The organism is Pedobacter sp. GW821-FHT01D05, from assembly GCF_059422505.1.
This window is the reverse complement of the sequence record NZ_JBWKXA010000007.1, coordinates 47,230-65,581: the sequence shown is the minus strand read 5'-3', so window position 1 is coordinate 65,581 and position 18,352 is coordinate 47,230. Positions and strand designations below refer to the sequence as shown.

The 18,352-nt window shown below is 44.6% G+C and carries 8 protein-coding genes; 5 read left to right on the top strand and 3 right to left on the bottom strand.

Going from position 1 to position 18,352, the window contains the following annotated elements; all coding sequences use genetic code 11:
- The first annotated feature begins 88 nt into the window (after positions 1–88).
- The gene (asnS, locus tag AC07VK_RS21695; RefSeq protein ID WP_029275819.1) at positions 89–1,537 is read left to right on the top strand and encodes an asparagine--tRNA ligase; all 1,449 of its coding nucleotides are present in this window, start codon (positions 89–91) and stop codon (positions 1,535–1,537) included.
- Between the two features lie 906 nt (positions 1,538–2,443).
- Here asnS and AC07VK_RS21690 read toward each other — a convergent pair.
- From AC07VK_RS21690 to AC07VK_RS21680, 3 genes are read right to left on the bottom strand one after another with little or no spacing between them, the layout of a single operon-like run.
- Entirely contained in the window at positions 2,444–4,105 is a 1,662-nt protein-coding gene (locus AC07VK_RS21690; RefSeq protein ID WP_057934879.1) for an FMN-binding glutamate synthase family protein, read from the bottom strand.
- Positions 4,106–4,115: 10 nt separating this feature from the next.
- The gene (locus AC07VK_RS21685; protein ID WP_492954937.1) at positions 4,116–4,370 is read right to left on the bottom strand and encodes a Txe/YoeB family addiction module toxin; all 255 of its coding nucleotides are present in this window, start codon (positions 4,368–4,370) and stop codon (positions 4,116–4,118) included.
- Complete coding sequence (locus AC07VK_RS21680) at positions 4,363–4,620, bottom strand: type II toxin-antitoxin system Phd/YefM family antitoxin (protein ID WP_412468217.1); 258 nt, start codon at positions 4,618–4,620, stop codon at positions 4,363–4,365. Before AC07VK_RS21680 ends, AC07VK_RS21685 begins: the two co-directional genes overlap by 8 nt.
- A 125-nt stretch (positions 4,621–4,745) precedes the next feature.
- Between AC07VK_RS21680 and AC07VK_RS21675 the strand changes: the two genes are divergently transcribed.
- From AC07VK_RS21675 to nhaA, 4 genes are all read left to right on the top strand, one after another.
- A complete protein-coding gene (locus AC07VK_RS21675) occupies positions 4,746–5,366 on the top strand; it encodes an L-threonylcarbamoyladenylate synthase (protein WP_167293758.1) in 621 nt (206 codons plus the stop codon).
- 2,587 nt (positions 5,367–7,953) lie between these two features.
- The gene (locus tag AC07VK_RS21670; RefSeq protein ID WP_492963829.1) at positions 7,954–13,170 is read left to right on the top strand and encodes a CehA/McbA family metallohydrolase; all 5,217 of its coding nucleotides are present in this window, start codon (positions 7,954–7,956) and stop codon (positions 13,168–13,170) included.
- Positions 13,171–13,178: 8 nt separating this feature from the next.
- Positions 13,179–14,099: a PorP/SprF family type IX secretion system membrane protein gene (locus AC07VK_RS21665; protein WP_057934882.1), complete on the top strand. Its 921-nt coding sequence runs from the start codon at positions 13,179–13,181 to the stop codon at positions 14,097–14,099.
- A gap of 2,234 nt (positions 14,100–16,333) precedes the next feature.
- The gene (nhaA, locus tag AC07VK_RS21660; RefSeq protein ID WP_492963827.1) at positions 16,334–17,488 is read left to right on the top strand and encodes a Na+/H+ antiporter NhaA; all 1,155 of its coding nucleotides are present in this window, start codon (positions 16,334–16,336) and stop codon (positions 17,486–17,488) included.
- Positions 17,489–18,352: the final 864 nt, after the last annotated feature.

Here is an 18,352-nt window from a genome sequence, read left to right as displayed (position 1 = left end):
CTCATGCTAAAAAACTAAAAACTGTATACCGAAAACTGCCAACTGATACGTTTTTTTTTCTAAATTTGCGCCTTTTACAAATAACAATATGATTAAGAGACAGCAAATTAAAGATTTATTAAAGTCGACAGCATTTGACACAGAGGTAACGGTTATGGGATGGGTTAGAACTTTCCGTAATAATCAGTTTATTGCATTAAATGACGGGTCTTGCATGAGCAATATCCAGGTGGTGATCGATTTTAATAATTTACCCGATGAGCTGTTAAAAAGAATAACTACCGGTGCGGCCATTTCTGCAACAGGTAAATTGATAGAATCTTTAGGTAAAGGTCAAACTGTTGAGATTAAGGCAACAACTGTAGAAATTTTGGGTGATAGCGATCCTGAAAAATTCCCATTGCAACCCAAAAAACACAGTTTAGAGTTTTTACGCGAAATTGCACACCTGCGTTTCCGTACCAATACTTTTAATGCCGTTTTTAAAGTGCGTCATGCTTTGGCTTTTGCCATTCACCAATTCTACAACGAACGTGGTTTTGTGTACATGCACACGCCTGTAATTACCGCAAGTGATGCAGAAGGTGCCGGTGAGATGTTTAAAGTAACCACTTTAGATTTCGATAATACACCACGTACAGATGATGGCAAGGTAGATTTCTCGCAGGATTTCTTTGCCCGCGCAACCAACTTAACCGTATCTGGTCAGTTGGAAGGTGAGTTAGCGGCAATGGCTTTCGGACAGATTTATACTTTCGGACCTACGTTTAGGGCAGAAAACTCAAATACCACACGCCACCTGGCCGAGTTTTGGATGATTGAGCCAGAAGTTGCCTTTGCCGATTTAGAAGATAACATGCAGCTTGCAGAAGATATGATGAAGTATGTGATTAAATATGCTTTAGACAACTGCAAAGATGAATTAGAATTCTTAAACACCCGTTTGGCCGAAGAGGATAAACAAAAACCACAGAACGAGCGCAGCGAATTTAGCTTGTTAGAAAAACTCGATTTCTGTTTAGCCAACGAGTTTGAACGTTTAACTTATACGGAGGCGATCAGGATTTTAAAATCTTCTAAACCAAACCAGAAGAAACAATTTAAATACCTGATTGATGAATGGGGTGCCGATCTACAAAGTGAGCACGAGCGTTACCTGGTAGAAAAACACTTTAAAAAACCGGTAATCTTAACGGATTATCCTGCCGATATTAAATCGTTCTACATGCGCCAGAATGAGCCGGATGCCGAAGGCAGACAAACTGTTGCAGCGATGGACATTTTATTCCCGGGCATTGGCGAAATGATTGGCGGATCGCAGCGTGAGGAACGTTTAGACCGTTTAACTAAACGCATGGAAGATTTAAACATTCCACAGGAAGAACTTTGGTGGTATTTAGATACCCGCCGCTTTGGATCAGCTCCGCACTCGGGTTTTGGTTTAGGTTTCGAACGTTTAGTATTGTTTGTAACCGGAATGACCAATATCCGCGATGTAATTGCTTTCCCAAGGTTCCCTAAAAACGCAGAATTTTAACGGGATTTAGGGTTTAGGGTTTAGGGTTTAGGGTTTAGGGTTTAGGGAAAACAAATAACCCATTATCAAAGGAGTCAGGTTTTAAAACTTGACTCCTTTTTTTATCTATAAAATTATTTCGATTTGCAATGCGAGGGAACAGGTCCATCATACTGAACTTGTTTCAGGGCATTTCGTCATACAGAACTTGTTTCAGTATCTATCCCGCTATTTTTGTTATTAAGACCCTGAGCTAAACTCAGGGTGACGATCGAGAGAGCGGGTCCGTCATACTGAACTTGTTTCAGTATCTATCCCGCTATTTTTGTTATTAAGACCCTGAGCTGAACTCAGGGTGACAATCGAGAGAGCAGGTCCGTCATACTGAACTTGTTTCAGTATCTATCATGCTACTTTCGTTATTAAGACCCTGAGCTAAACTCAGGGTAACGATCGAGGGAACAAGGTCCGTCATACTGAACTTGTTTCAGTATCTATCCCGCTATTTTTGTTATCAAGACCCTGAGCTAAACTCAGGGTGACGATCGAGGGAACAGGTCCGTCATACTGAACTTGTTTCAGTATCTATCATGCTATGTTGCACATTAATAACCTCCCTATTTCTGGCCTCCTAAACCCCTGAGCTAAACTCAGGGTGACGATCGAGAGAGCGGGTCCGTCATACTGAACTTGTTTCAGTATCTATCATGCTATTTTGCACATTAATAATCTCCCTATTTCTGGCCACCTAAACCTGATTGACGCGGATGCCGATTTTTCATCGGCAGAAGCAAAAAGCAGGACTGAACAAACCCAAGCACCACTGCCCCTGCTTTCCAAAAAACTAATGAGTTTTGCCATATGCTAGACTTATGAAGTTCTGCCCACGCTCGGTCCCTTTTTAAACTTCGGAAGTCATCCGCAAATTTATCGTCCATCATCATGCATACTATCTCCATACGGATTGGCATGTGCATAATCTACCGCCGAAACCTTATAATCAGTTGGGGCAAAGCTCGCCGAAGTACTCAGCGCCATACCCAGCTCGTAACGTGTTGGGTAAGGTGTTTTTAATAAGCTGCCTGCAGGGATATACGGAAAACTCTCTAAATAACTCTGCATTACACTCGGACTCACCCGCCTATTGATATATGCCCTGCTTAACTGATGCGTTTCTCTTAAACCCGCAGCCCCCAATAACTCTACCGCACTGGCCACAGTTAGGTTATGGAAGTTTTTAACACGAACGGTTTTATCTTCTACCACAAGGCCTTTCATTAAACTCTGATCTTGTGTAGCTACACCTGTTGGACAGGTATTGCTGTTACATTCTAAAGCCTGGATACAGCCTAAAGCGAACATCATTCCGCGGGCAGCATTACACATATCGGCACCAAGGGCAATATTTTTAACCAGATCGAAACCTGTTGCCACTTTACCCGAGGCGATAATTTTAATGTGTTTTTTCAGATCAAAACCATTCAAAACATCGTATACAAAAGCTACACCTTCGCGTAAAGGCATGCCTACCGAATTCGAAAACTCCTGTGGGGCAGCACCTGTTCCGCCTTCGCCACCATCAACGGTAATAAAATCAGGATAAATACCGGTTTCTACCATGGCTTTACAAATGGCGTAAAATTCGCTTTTACGACCGATACAAAGTTTAAATCCTACGGGTTTACCTTCCGATAAATCGCGAAGTTTCTTCACAAATTCCAATAAACCGATCGGCGTATTAAATGCCGAGTGTGCAGGTGGCGACAATACATCTTTACCTTCGGGCACTAAACGGATCCTGGCTACCTCTGGCGTTACCTTTTTGGCGGGCAGCATGCCACCGTGACCAGGTTTAGCGCCCTGAGAAAGTTTAATCTCGATCATTTTTACCTGGTCTGTTTTTGCCCTTTCAGCGTAAGCATCGTAATTAAAGGTACCATCGGCATTACGGCAACCGAAATAACCGGTACCAATCTGCCAGATCAAATCGCCACCTGGCTGACGGTGATAATCGCTGATTCCACCTTCGCCGGTATTGTGTGCAAAATTGCCCATTTTAGCGCCACCGTTTAAAGCCAGAATGGCATTCTGACTTAAGGAGCCAAAACTCATGGCCGATATATTATAAATACTCGCAGAGTAAGGTTTTTTGCAATCCGGGCCACCAACGGTAACGCGCGGATCTAAATTTAATTCGTGGTGAGAAATGGCTGCAATACTATGGCTTAACCATTCGTAACCGTTATCGTAAACATTTAACTGCGTTCCGAATGGAATGGTATCGTTATCTTTTTTAGCGCGTTGATAGATTAATGAGCGGTTTAACCTGCTATAAGGCGTACCGTTCGTATCGCTCTCTACAAAATACTGGTAAACTTTCGGCCTCAGTTCTTCCATAAAATACCTTAAACGGCCAAAAACCGGGTAGTTCCTTACAATACTATGCTTGGGCTGATATAAATCGTAAATACCAAGGATTACAAAAGGACCAGTGAAGATGAATGTCCACCATAAAAAAGGATGGTAAAGGCCCAGCATAATGGTTAAGGCAATTAAAAATGCTGCAATTGCGACAAAAGCTTTTCTCATGTTGTTATTGTTAAGTATGATACCTGCACTGTAGGAGGATAATTTTGTTATCTTCTACTTTGTAAACAAGTCTATGTTCTAAATTAATCCTCCTCGACCACCATCCAGAATATTGATGTTTTAGTGGTTCAGGTTTTCCGGTACCTTCAAAAGGTGTGCGTTCGATTTCTTTTATCAAAGCATTTATTTTCTTCAGAACCGATTTATCAACCGATTGCCAATAGAGATAATCCTCCCATGCACCACCGAGAAACAATTTAATCATTATCGATTAAGTCTTGCTCCTTGGCCAAACCATTCTCATAATCTTTTAGTCCCTGCTCAAGTCTGATTGCATTTTTTGGGCTTTTTAACAAATAAAAAGTTTCCTGCATACTGTCATAATCTGCTTTAGATAGCACAACAACATCTTCTCCTTTTGCCCGGGTAACAAATAAGGGGGTATGGTTCGTAAAAACCTTATCTAAATAAGACTTTAAACTTTGCCTGAATGAGGTATAATTTGTGATTTCCATGTTAATGTTAATAATCTTCAAAATTAAAGATAATAAAAAAACTGTACAATTATTTGTACATATTTAGAATGTTTATGATTAATGTTATTTAAACAACAAACGTATTAATTTGTTATTTTTACGCTATGCTTATTAAGATCTATCCAGAAAACCCAAACGAAAGAGCCATTGAACAAGTTGTTGAAGTGTTGAAAAAAGGTGGTTTGATCATCTATCCAACCGATACCATTTATGGTTTGGGCTGCGACATTACCAATCCGAAAGCCATCGAAAAAATTTGCAGAATACGCGGCATCAAACCCGAAAAGGCCAATTTCTCTTTCATCTGTCACGATTTAAAGCATATTTCCGATTACATTAAACCGATTGACAATACCACGTTCAGGGTGTTAAAAAAAGCACTACCGGGTCCTTTTACCTTTATTTTTAATGCCAATAACAATGTACCTAAATTACTCAGTTCCAACAAAAAAACGGTGGGTATCCGTGTGCCTGATAACAACATTGCCCGTTGTATTGTAAAAGAACTGGGTAACCCTATCCTGTCTACTTCGATAAAGGATGACGATGATGTGATCGAATATTCTACCGACCCCGAATTGATTCATGAAAAATATGAAGACCTGGTTGATCTGGTCATTGATGGCGGTTTTGGCGACAATGAAGCATCTACCGTAATCGATTGTACAACAGGCGAGTTCGAAGTGATCCGTGAAGGCAAAGGAAATATTGAGGAGTATTTGTAAGCTTTTTATCGTGTAAGCCAGATCGCCTATTTTATCAGGCCTGTTAGATTGCTTTTTTTTGGAAGTGACGGTTTCAGTTCCCTGTGGCGGCCTCCAGCCCTGCTTTACACTTCAAGTCCTCCCCGATTAAAATCGGTATGCGGGCTTTCCGTTTCAATCAGGCTTAGTAACAAAGTGGGCTCTCCGAAGATGAATAATATTTAGTGCTTAAAGGAGGTTGTATCCTATTTGTAATTTCATTCGAATTGTCAGATAGCATTGCATCGTGCGGGTTTTAGGCACCCTGCTGGCTTGCTTATCCGACATCAGATCCAAGCCTTAATCTTTTCTTTCTTTTATATCAAGAGAAAAGAAAGAGCCCCTTCGGCGGCGGTAGACCTGTACCGATTTTTATCGGTAACCGAGGCAAGTCTGCGCGAAGGGCAAGAATAGCGACCGCTTTAAGGTTCCCGCCTGTGCGGGAATGACGACCGTATTATAGCAGGTGCCTTACCCCCCTATCCGCCTATCGGCACCTTTCCCCTGAAAGGGAAAGGGCTAAAAGACAAATTACTGCCCCTTGCAATATGCTCCATGTGATCTGTACCATGCTATCCGGCCTGGCAGATTTTCGCAGGAAAAAGCACGGAAATCTGTGCACTTCCCCTCATTAACCCACAACCCAAGGCAGAATCAAGCGGGAGCACTGGAATAAGCCAGGGTGAGAGCCTCGATACTGCCGCAATTAAGATTTCCGTAGGTTTTTACAAGAATTGCGCAGCAATCTTTTATACCTATAAAAACAATATAATCACATAAAAAACGGATGCGAGCCTTGATTTTTTGTTACTTTTTCATCAAGGAAAAAGTAAAAGCCCTTCGGTGGCTAACCGAGGCAAGCATAAGCCTGGGGCAAGACCTACAATTGTCATTCTGAACGCAGTGAAGAATCTATCGGCAAAAGATCCTTCGTGCCTCAGGATGACAGAAAATTATTAGAAGCAAAAACGATGGAGTAACCGCCGTATCAATCGCAGATAACCCATGGTAGTAAGATTGCTTCCTCGGCTGAAAAATCCTCATCGCAATGACGGATTTATTGTTGTAGTAGAATGATCACCGTATTATAGCCAGCGCCTTAAACCCCTATACGCCTATCGGCACCTTTCCTCTGAAAGGGAAAGGGCTAAAAAACAAATTACCGCACCCTGCAATACGCTCCATGCGATCTGCATCCTGCTATCCGGCCTAGGAAATGATGGAGGGAGATCCTTCGACTACGCTCAGGACGTTAAAGCTTTTGCACCTCCTTTCAACCTACCACTATCCAGAGGCAGCACGCCCTCCCCGATTCTTCATCGGGGGCTTGTGCTGGCGACCAAAAAAGCTTTGACGAATTTATCCGGCATCAGATCCAAGCCTTGATTTATGCCTTCTTAGCTGTTGTTTTTATAGGTAGTCATGCTTTCGCTGCGATCAGGTTTGGTTACCTTTTTATCAAGAAAAAGGTAAGAGCCCCTTCGGCGGCGGTAGACCTGTACCGATTTGTCATCGGTAGCCGAGGCAAGCCCGAGCCTAAGGCAAAGAATAGCGACCGCTTTAAGATTTCCGCCTGCGCGGGAATGACGACCGTATTATAGCAGGTGCCTTACCCCCCTATCCGCCTATCGGCACCTTTCCCCTGAAAGGGAAAGGGCTAAAAGACAAATTACTGCCCCTTGCAATATGCTCCATGTGATCTGTACCATGCTATCCGGCCTGGCAGATTTTCGCAGGAAAAAGCACGGAAATCTGTGCACTTCCCCTCATTAACCCACAACCCAAGGCAGAATCAAGCGGGAGCACTGGAATAAGCCAGGGTGAGAGCCTCGATACTGCCGCGATAAAGATTTCCGTAGGTTTTTACAAGAAAGGATGCTAGCCTTGGGTTTTTGTTACTTTTGGGCCAAGCCAAAAGTAAGAGCCCTCGGCGGCGGTAGACCTGTACCGATTTTTCATCGGTAGCCGAGGCAAGCCCGAGCCTAAGACAAAGAATAGCGACCGCTTTAAGGTTCCCGCCTGTGCGGGATCCGATAGCTATCGGATGACGAAATGTGTTTATGGAAAGCACAAAGATCTCTAAACTACGGTCAAGATGACGCCCCAGCTCGCCTCCTCGCCTAAAATTTATCAACATCCAACCTAAATACCAAAGAAATATATAAATTTATATTTTAATACCGTACTCCACAAGCTTTTAACAAAACAAACAACTAAAATTAACCTCATTCTAATACTGAATTAATATTCTACGCTTATTTTCGTAACCTAATCATTCTATATGGCGCTACAATTACTCCAATAAAGCTTTCTTGCTAAAAAAATCGTTGTCAGCAAATGATTTTCGCACAATTGCTATGGGTATTTCCCTTTAGTAATGATGGTTTGCGCTGAATGATCAAAAAATCTTCTAATTACAATCCTTATTATTCTGTATGGCAAAACGCTACTCCTAATCATTCCAATCCTCGCGGGACCGTTCCCGAAAAATAAAGCAATTACGCTTAATCCGCTCTGTTAACTTATTCAAAAAGATTAATTCATCATTTCATATCCCTAAAAAACTTATATGAAAAAACTTTTACTACTATGTTCTACAATGCTTTTGGCAACTTCGTTGTTTGCCCAAAGTTTTAACGGAACCTACAATTTCGGTAGCGTTTCTACCACTACCGGTAAAACGGACCCTACCCCGGTTCCAACTGCAACCGGAGTTACTTTTGGTTCTTTTACGGCTAACGGGGCTGTTTCTGCAAACCCTAACGCAGGTGGAAGGTTTTCTTTCACCAGTCAGCCTACAGGGGCAACCAATGCCAGTGATGTTTTTACCAGCACAATAGATTTAACCAAGTATTACGAAGTAACCATTACACCTGTTGCAGGTTACACCTTAAACATTACGGGGATTAAATTCACCCTGCAACGTTCAGGAACAGGAATCAGGCAATACAGTGTACGATCGAGTAAAGACAGCTATGCGGCTAACTTGCCAGCCACTGTATCGCCCGCCAATACAGATCTTCAGGTTGTATCAGGAAACATATTTCAGGTCCTGGATGCGGCAACAACTGCCGAGGTTGGCAGTACCATTACCTTAACAGGCTTTACCAGCATTTCTACAGCAACTACTTTCCGTTTTTATGGTTACAATGCCGAAGCTGCAGGAGGTACGTTTAGTATAGATGATGTCGTTATTTCCGGATCTGCAGTTTCTGGTACCGACAATACCCCTCCTGTAAATACAGCCTCATACCCAAAAACATCAAATATTACCTCAACCTCTTTTAGCCTTACCCATAATATCGATGAGCCGGGTAAAACTTATTACGTTGTTACCGCATCAGGCAGCCCAACACCAACACCGGCACAGGTAAAAGCTGGATTAAACGGAAGTGGTACCGCAGCAATTAAATCTGGCGCTTTGACCAATGCAGCTAATACAGATGTTAGTACATCCATTACCGGATTAACTGCAACTACAAATTATGCTGTGTACGTGGTGGCAGAAGATGGTGCCAGCACGCCTAATTTACAAACTTCAGTTACACTCCTAAATGTAACAACACTGGGTTTGGCAGATGTTACCCCACCGGTAACGGCAGCCACTTTCCCCAAAACCACAACGGTTACCACTACCTCAGTCGATTTTATAAACAACATTAACGAAGCCGGTACCACTTATTATGTTTTGGCCCTTTCGGGAGGTACTTCGCCAACACCTGCACAGGTGAAAGCTGCTCAGGATGGAACCGGAGCTGCAGCTTTAAAATCGGGATCATTTGCCAATACCGCCAACACCGATGCCAGTGCATCCATCACCGGTTTAACAATCGGCACTGGTTATACCTTATATGTAGTGGCACAAGATGCCGCCGGCAATTTACAAACTACAGTTGCCGCGGTAGATGCCACCACTGCTAATCCTCCTCTGGTAAGCGCACCCGTAATCATCAGCCAATATTACGAGGGCACTTCTGTAAACAAATGGATCGAATTAACCAATTTGAGCAATGCTCCGATCAATACTGCATCACCACAGTTAAAATTGGCTTTATACAATATCTCAGGCGATGCAGGCAACATTAATATCACCGGTACACCTTCGCAAACGGTAAACTTAAACTTTACCATCCCGGCCCATGGCTCCGTACTTTTGGGCAATACGGGCAACAGCAATACCGAAGTACCCTACCTAAGTACTTCCAGTGCCATATTAAACAGCAATACCGTAATCAACTTTAACGGTAACGATGGTGTGGCCCTTTTAGATGCCAATAACAACATTATAGATGCTTTCGGTCAGGGAGTTAACGCCAAAGATGTTTCTTATGTAAGAAGTTTGAATGTAACCGCACCTAGTCCTACTTATGTAGACGACGATTGGACCAGAACACCACTGGCTACCGTTCAAAATGCCATTGATGATGACGATGCCAATAGATTGGGTGTACATTTCCCACCTAACTTACCTGCCTGCGCCGCGCCAACCAGTCCGGCAACAGCATTAACCTTCAGTGCCGTAACTACAGGCAGCATCACCGCTGCTTTCACTAAATCGGCCGATGCCAACGAATACCTGATCATCAGAAGTTTAAATGCCACTTTGAGTGCGCTTCCGGTTGATGGTACCGCTTATGCCATTGGTTCTGCTTTTGGTGGGGGTACGGTAATCAACAAAATTGTAAACAATACCTTTACCGATAACAATTTAAACAGTTCTACTACTTACAACTATTTTATTGTTCCGTTAAACAACCTTTCTTGTACCGGCGGACCGAAATATTTAACCACCAATATTTTAACCGCAGCACAAAGCACTAAAACCTTATTGCCCTGTGCCACCCCAACGGCACAGCCTACAGGTTTTACCATTACTTCTGCAAACTATAACTTTATCCAGGCTTCTTTCACAGCCGCCAGCGTAGCTGATGAATACCTGGTGGTGATGAGTACCAGCAGCACCTTAACCGCAGCACCGGTAAACCAAACGGTTTATAATGTAGGCGATCCTTTAGGTGGTGGTATCGTGGTGAAAAGAGGAACGGGCACTTCATTTATCAGAAATGGTTTAACCCAGAACACCAATTATTACTTTTTCACTTATGCGGTAAATAGTGCCTGCAGCGGTGGCCCTTTATATTTAACCGCACAGCCACTTTTAGGAAACTTTAAAACCGGTATCCTTGATGTAAACAAACTCAACTTCTATTATGGTAACTTACACAGTCACAGCAGTTATTCTGATGGAAATAAAGACGATTTAACCAAAAAACCAGAAGATGATTATGCTTTTGCCAAAACGGCGATGAACCTCGATTTCCTTGGAATATCAGAGCATAACCATACACAGGCCGGCATGTCATTGGCCAACTGGCAACCGGGTATCATTGCAGCCAAAAATGCAACCACTTCAACTTTCGTTGCTTTGCACGGTATGGAATGGGGTGTAATCAGTGGCGGCGGACACGTAATTGTGTATGGTATCGATTCACTGATCGGCTGGGAGCCCGGCGAAAACCAGATTTATGTACCTAAAAGTACTTATACCGGGCCAGCGGGTTTATTCAGGATCATTAACCGCCATGGTTTAAATGCCGTAGCTACTTTGGCTCACCCTAATACTACCGATTTTAACAACATCTCGGCTACTTATGATTTAAGCGCCGATAGCGCCATTGTAGGTGCGGCATTAGAAAGTGGTCCTGCGTTTTCAACCAATGTTACCTATTCCGATCCCGCCAGCTCAATGAGTTATTTAAGCTATTATAACCGCATGCTGGCTAAGGGTTATCACCTTGGTGCAAGTATCGATCATGATAACCACAATTTAACCTTTGGTAAGCATACCCGTGCGCGATTGGTGGTATTGGCTCCTGCCCTTACCGAAAACGATTTATTGGATGCCATTAAAAAGATGCGTTTTTATGCTTCACAAGATTCGGCAGCCAAAGTGGTTTTCACCATTAACAAGCAACCTGTAGGCAGTGTATTTAAAACCGCCGGTGCGCCACAGATCTCGGTGAGTTCGATTACCACAAGTCCGGTAACCAGCATCCGGATTTTATACGGAACACCTGGAAGCGGTACCAACCCGGTAGAATTAACCACCAGTCCAACCGCAAGTTTAACCTATACCGATAATGCACTGGCCAACCTGGCCACAGGCTATTATTATGCTGATATTGTAGAAGCAGACGGAAGCCGGATCATTACCTCGCCCATCTGGTACACCAGGGATGATGCTACCGTTAAAAAAGACCAGAATATTACCTTTGCACCTACAAGAACTGCTACTTACGGCGATCCTGATTTAGTTGCAGGAGCCACGAGCGATAATACCACCATCAACATTACTTATACCAGTAGCGATACCAATATTGCCACCATTAGCAATAATGATATCCACATTGTAAAAGCAGGAACGGTAACCATTACGGCCAATCAACCGGGCGATACTTTCTTTAACCCGGCAATTGCCAAACAACAGGTATTAACCATTGCACCTAAAGCCATTACGGTAACCGCAGATGCCAAAACCAAGCTAGAAGGAACAGCTGATCCTGCATTTACCTACGTTTCCAGTCCTGCATTAATTGGTACCGATGCTTTTACAGGCGCATTAAGCCGTGTGGCGGGCGAAACTGCAGGCGATTATGCCATTCAGCAGGGAACGCTGGCTTTAAGTAGCAATTACAGCATCAACTACAATTCTGCCAATCTTCATATTAATGCCAAACCGGTTGCCGCACTAAGTGCCAGTGTTGCTGTTCCACAAAACGCCACTGCTCCGGTAATTACCTTTAGGGCTACTGCAGGTACAGCACCGTTTACATTTACTTATAACATCAATGGAGGCAGCAGCCAAACGTTGAAGGCAACAAGCAATACCGCAACAGTAACGGCACCAACCAATGTGGTGGGCACATTCGTTTACACCATCACCAACATTGCCGATGCTTTTAGTGCACAAGCACAAAATGTTTCAACCACGGTAACGGTTCGTCCTTTACCGGTAGCCACCATCGCAGGTAATACATCCGTATGTAACTTCGGTTCATCACCAAACATTACTTTCACTGGCTCAATTGGCACAGCACCTTATACCTTCACCTACAGCATTAATGGAGGTAGTAACCGCACGGTAAGCACAAGCTCAACTACTGCAACGGTTAGTGTACCAACCAATTTAACAGGTACATTTACCTACAATTTAGTAAGCGTGACCGATGTTTATGCTACCCAAACGCAAAGCGGAACAGCTACGGTAACGGTAAACGCCCTGCCAGTGGTTTCCATCAGCAGCAACAAAGGTTTATCGATTTCCAAAGGCGATGCCATCATTTTAACGGCTACCGGCGGTACACAATATAGCTGGACAGGCTCGGATATCGTTAGCGGACAAAGTACTGCTGCCTTAACCATCCGACCGAAACAGAGCGGTACTTACCGTGTTACTGTAAGCAATGCAAGTGGTTGTGTGAGCGATCAAAGCATTGCCATTACCGTAATAGACGATTATAAACTCGAAGCCAGTACTGTAGTTACGCCTAATGGCGATGGTTATAACGATAAATTTATCGTAAAAAACATCGATTATTATCCAAACAATACCTTAAAAATATTCGATAAGGCCGGGCGGATTTTATACACCAAACATACCTATGCCAACGACTGGGACGGAACCATAAACGGTAGTCCGCTGAATGAAGGAACCTATTATTACATCATCGATTTAGGTAGCGGCATCGGTACATTCAAAGGTTTTATCAACATCATTAGAGACTAATTACAGACATGAGAGCAATTACAAAAAACATAAAGCAAATGCGTCGCGTAACGTTTCTATTTGCTGCAGGCACATTATTTTTAGGTTCGGTTAAAGCACAGATCCTTCCCTTAAATGCACAATATTTCCAGAACCGTTATCTCGTTAACCCCTCAATGGCCGGCATAAACGAAGGTTTTAACATCAACGGAAGTTTCCGCAAGCAATGGTCGAACATTCCTGGTGCCCCCATTACACAAAGCGTAACCTTAGATCAGCAGGTGAACAAAGTAGGCTGGGGTGTGAATGTGTACAACGAGAAATCGGGCGGTATCCAACGCACCAAAGCCGTTGGAACCTTTGCCTACCACCTTCCGCTAAACAGCGACGATCAGAAATTAAACTTCGGGATCTCTTTTGGCGCAAGTCAGGATAAACTGGATTTAAGCAGTGTAAGGAACAGCGACATTAACGACCCATCCATCGCCCGTTTTAACGACAGGGGTTATTATGTAGATGGCGATTTCGGGATCTCTTATACCTCGAAAGGATTAACTGTCGAAGGTGCCGTACCGAACATGCGTTCCGTTTTTAGAAAAGATGATTTAAACTTTGCCGACAAACCCACGTTTTATTCGGCGGTGAGTTATAAGTTCATGCTGGGATCGGGCATTAACGGAATCAGCCTCGAACCCAAAGGCGTTTTCAGGGGCATTAAAAATTACGATAACCTATGGGATGCCGGTTTAAATGCAAATTTCGCCAACGATAAATTATATGTAATGGCCATGTACCACAATACACAGAACGCTACATTTGGTTTCGGCATGAATTACAAATCGACCTTGTATTTTATGGCTTATTACAACACGGCAACTTCCGCAATCAGTGGTTATACCGATGGCGATTTTGAAGTGAATATCAGGGTAAATATTGGTAAGAAGCCTTAATTTTATTTTAAAAGAAGGCTCGTCATCCTCGCGCATGCGGGGATCTTAATGCTAATAAACATCAGCCTTCCTGGTTCATCCGGGAGCCACATCATAAAGCCTCAGATTTAAAAAATCTGTGGCTTTTTTTATTGATCACATTCCCACCGATCTGCCTAAACCCCTATCTGCCTATTGGCACCTTTGCCCTGAAAGGGAAAGGGCTAAAAAACAAATTACCGCACCCTGCATATGCTTCATGCGATCTGCACCATGCTATCGGCCTGGCAGATTTTCGCAGGAAAAAGCACGGAAATCTGTGCACTTCCCCTCGTTACCCCACAGCCCAAGGCAGGATCAAGCGGGTGCGCTGGGGTAAGCCAGGGTAAGAGCCTCGATACTGCCGCGATTAAGATTTCCGTAGGTTTTTACAAGTAAGGATGCAAGCCTTGGGTTTTTGTTACTTTTGGGCCAAGCCAAAAGTAAGAGCCCCCTCGGCGGCGGCGAGCCGAGGCAAGCCCGAGCCTAGGGCAAAACCTCCCCCAACCCCTCCTGAAGGAGGGGAGTTCCCACCCATAGCTTTAAAACCCAGCGATACAAAGTCCTCAAAGACAAGAATACCGCTTCCCGCCTGCGCGGGATCCGATAGCTATCGGATGACGACCGTATTATAGCGAGTGCCTTAAACCCCTATCCCCCTATCGGCACCTTTCCCCTGAAAGGGACAGGACTAAAAAACAAATTACCGCACCCTGCAATATGCTCCATGCGATCTGCACCCTGCTATCCGGCCTGGCAGATTTTCGCAGGAATAAGCATTGAAATTCTTGCACTAACCCCACAGCACCTCACAGCCCAAGGCAATATACAGTCCCGGTTTTTCATCGGGGCCTCCATATTGCCGCAATAAGAATTTCGATAGCTTAGTTCAAGAAAAGGTGCAAGCCTTGATTTATGCCTTGGTGTTTGTTGTTTTTAAAGGTAGTCATGCTTTCGCTACGCTCAGGTTTGGTTACCTTTTTATCAAGAAAAAGGTAAGAGCCCCTCGGCGGCGGCGAGCCGAGGCAAGACTGAGCTAGGGCAAGAAATAGCGAGCGCATTATGATTCCCGCATGCGCGAGAATGACGACCGTATTATAGCGAGCGCCTTAAACCCCTATCCGCCTATCGGCACCTTTCCCCTGAAAGGGAAAGGCTAAAAAACAAAGTACCGCACCCTGCAATATGCTCCATGCGATCTGCACCCTGCTATCGGCCTGGCAGATTTTCGCAGGAAAAAGCACGAAAATCTGTGCACTTCCCCTCATTACCCCACAGCCCAAGGCAGGATCAAGCGGGTGCGCTGGGGTAAGCCAGGGTAAGAGCCTCGATACTGCCGCGATTAAGATTTCCGTAGGTTTTTACAAGAAAAGGTGCAAGCCTTGGGTTTTTGTTACTTTTGGGCCAAGCCAAAAGTAAGAGCCCCTCGGCGGCGGCGAGCCGAGGCAAGCCTGAGCCAAGGCAAAACCTCTCCCAACCCTTCCTTAAGGAGGGGAGTTCCCACCCATAGCTTTAAAACCCAGCGATGCAAAGTCCTCAAAGACAACAATACCGCTTCCCGCCTGCGCGGGATCCAATAGCTATCGGATGACGATCGTATTATAGCGAGCGCCTTAAACCCCTATCCGCCTATCGGCACCTTTCCCCTGAAAGGGAAAGGACTAAAAAACAAAGTACCGCACCTTGCAATACGCTCCATGCGATCTGCACCCTGCTATCGGCCTAGGAAATGATGGAAGGAGATCCTTCGACTACGCTCAGGACGTTAAAGCTTTAGCACTTCCTTTCAACCTACCACTACCCCCGAGGCAGCACGCCCTCCCCGATCCTTCATCGGGGCTTGTGCTGACGACCCAAAAAGCTTTGACGAATTTATCCGACATCAGTTCCAAGCCTTTCAGTTATGCCTTGGTCTTTGTTGTTTTTAACGGCAGGCATGCTTTCGCTGCGCTCAGGTTTGTTACTTTTTCATCAAGGAAAAAGTAAAAGCCCTTCGGCGGCTAACCGAGGCAAGACTGCGTGAAGGGCAAGAATAGCGATCGCTTTAAGGTTCCCGCCTGCGCGGGAATGACGATCGTACTATAACTTATAACCACCCCCAGCCCCTCCTTGAAAATAAGGAGGGGAGCTCCCACCCTTAGTTTTAAAAAATCATCTATTTAGATTTCCTCACAAAAACTTCCCCTTTCCCCCTTCATTTCACTATTTTTACCCTTATGGCTAAACTCATCAACCTAGAAGTATTTCAGCGTTTCTTCCGCTCCGGACAAGTAGGCGGTTTTTTATTGCTGATCTGCGTGGCAATCTCCTTACTCATCGCCAATACCGCTTCAAAAGAAAGTTTCGAAACCTTTTTAGCAATCAAATTAGGCTTTGGTGAAGTGAACTATAGCATCCTAGCCTGGATAAACGATGCCTTAATGGCTATATTTTTCCTGCTCGTCGGACTAGAAATCAAACGCGAACTCGTAGAAGGGGAATTATCTTCTTTGAAAAGTGCAGCCTTACCCGTAATTGCAGCTTTGGGCGGAATGCTGGTTCCTGCTTTGATTTATGCCCTGTTTAATAAAGGCACAGAAACTGCCGGCGGCTGGGGCATCCCCATGGCAACTGATATTGCCTTTGCCCTCGCCATTATTGCTATGCTCGGTAAAAGCGTACCCACCAGTTTAAAAATATTCCTGGCTGCTTTAGCCATAGTAGATGATCTCGGTGCCATTCTCGTGATCGCGATTTTTTATACCCACCAGATTCATTTCGAATACCTGGCCATGGCTGGGGGCATCCTTGTTCTTTTAAGCCTGATGAATTATTTCGGCGTAAAGAAACTCGTGTTTTACCTCATCCCAGGTATATTCCTGTGGTATTTCATCCACCACTCGGGCATCCATGCCACCATTGCAGGGGTACTGCTGGCTTTTACCATCCCGACCAACGAAACGGATGAAGAATCGCCACTAGAAAAACTGGAACATTTTTTAACCACCCCAGTCAACTATATCATTATGCCCATTTTCGCTTTGGCCAATACCAATATCACTTTCCAGAAAGAAATGCTCGCCGGACTGGTTTCACCCCTCGGACTGGGCATTATCGTAGGCTTATTCGTGGGTAAAACCATTGGTGTAACCTTTTTCAGCTGGTTAGCCGTGAAATTAAAATGGGCCGATTTACCCACCGGAGCAGGCTGGAAACACATCTTAGGGTTGGGCATGCTCGCCGGAATCGGTTTTACCATGTCGATCTTTATTGCGCTGCTTTCTTTTAGCGAGGTGCTGCATGTATCAGAAGCGAAGTTTTCGATATTAACGGCTTCGATCCTATCGGGCGTGGTGGGTTTTGTGTTTTTGAAATCGGTGAAGAAAGTTTAGGCGTACATTTAACCGCAAAGGGCGCAGAGGGGGAACCGCAAAGAACACGAAGAACAAGCGTTACTTTTTAGCGCCTTAAACCCCCATCTGCCTATCGGCACCTTTCCCTGAAAGGGAAAGGGCTAAAAAACAAAGTATCGCACCCTGCAAGATGCTCCATGCTATTTGCATCCTGCTATCCGGCCTGGCAGATTTTCGCAGGAAAAAGCACGGAAATCTGTGCACTTCCCCTCATCAGCCCACAACCCAAGGCAGGATCAAAGCGAGAGCGGCGGAATAAAGCAAGGGCTAAGAGCCTCGATGCTGCCGCAATTAAGATTTCCGTAGGTTTTTACAAGGAAGGATGCAAGCCTTGATTGTTTGTTTCTTTATCATCAAGGATAAAGAAAGAGCCCTCCAGCGGCGGCGAGCTGGGGCAAGACCGAGCAAAGGGCAAGAAAATAGCGGGCGCATTATGATTCCCGCATGCGCGAGAATGACGACCGTACTATAGCGAGCGCCTTAAACCCCTATCCGCCTATCGGCACCTTTCCCCTGAAAGGGAAAAGACAGAAAACAAATTATCGCACCCTGCAAGATGCCCCTCGCTATCTGCACCCTGCTATCCGGCCTGGCAGATTTTCGCAGGAAAAAGCACGGAAATCTTTGCAGTCCCCCTCATAACCCCACAGCCCAAGGCAGGATCAAGCGGGTGCGCGGGGATAAGCAAGGGGTAAGAGCCTCGATGCTGCCGCAATTAAGATTTCCATAGGTTTTTACAAGGAAGGATGCAAGCCTTGATTGTTTATTTCTTTATCATCAAGGATAAAGAAAGAGCCCTCCAGCGGCGGCGAGCTGGGGCAAGACCGAGCAAAGGGCAAGAAA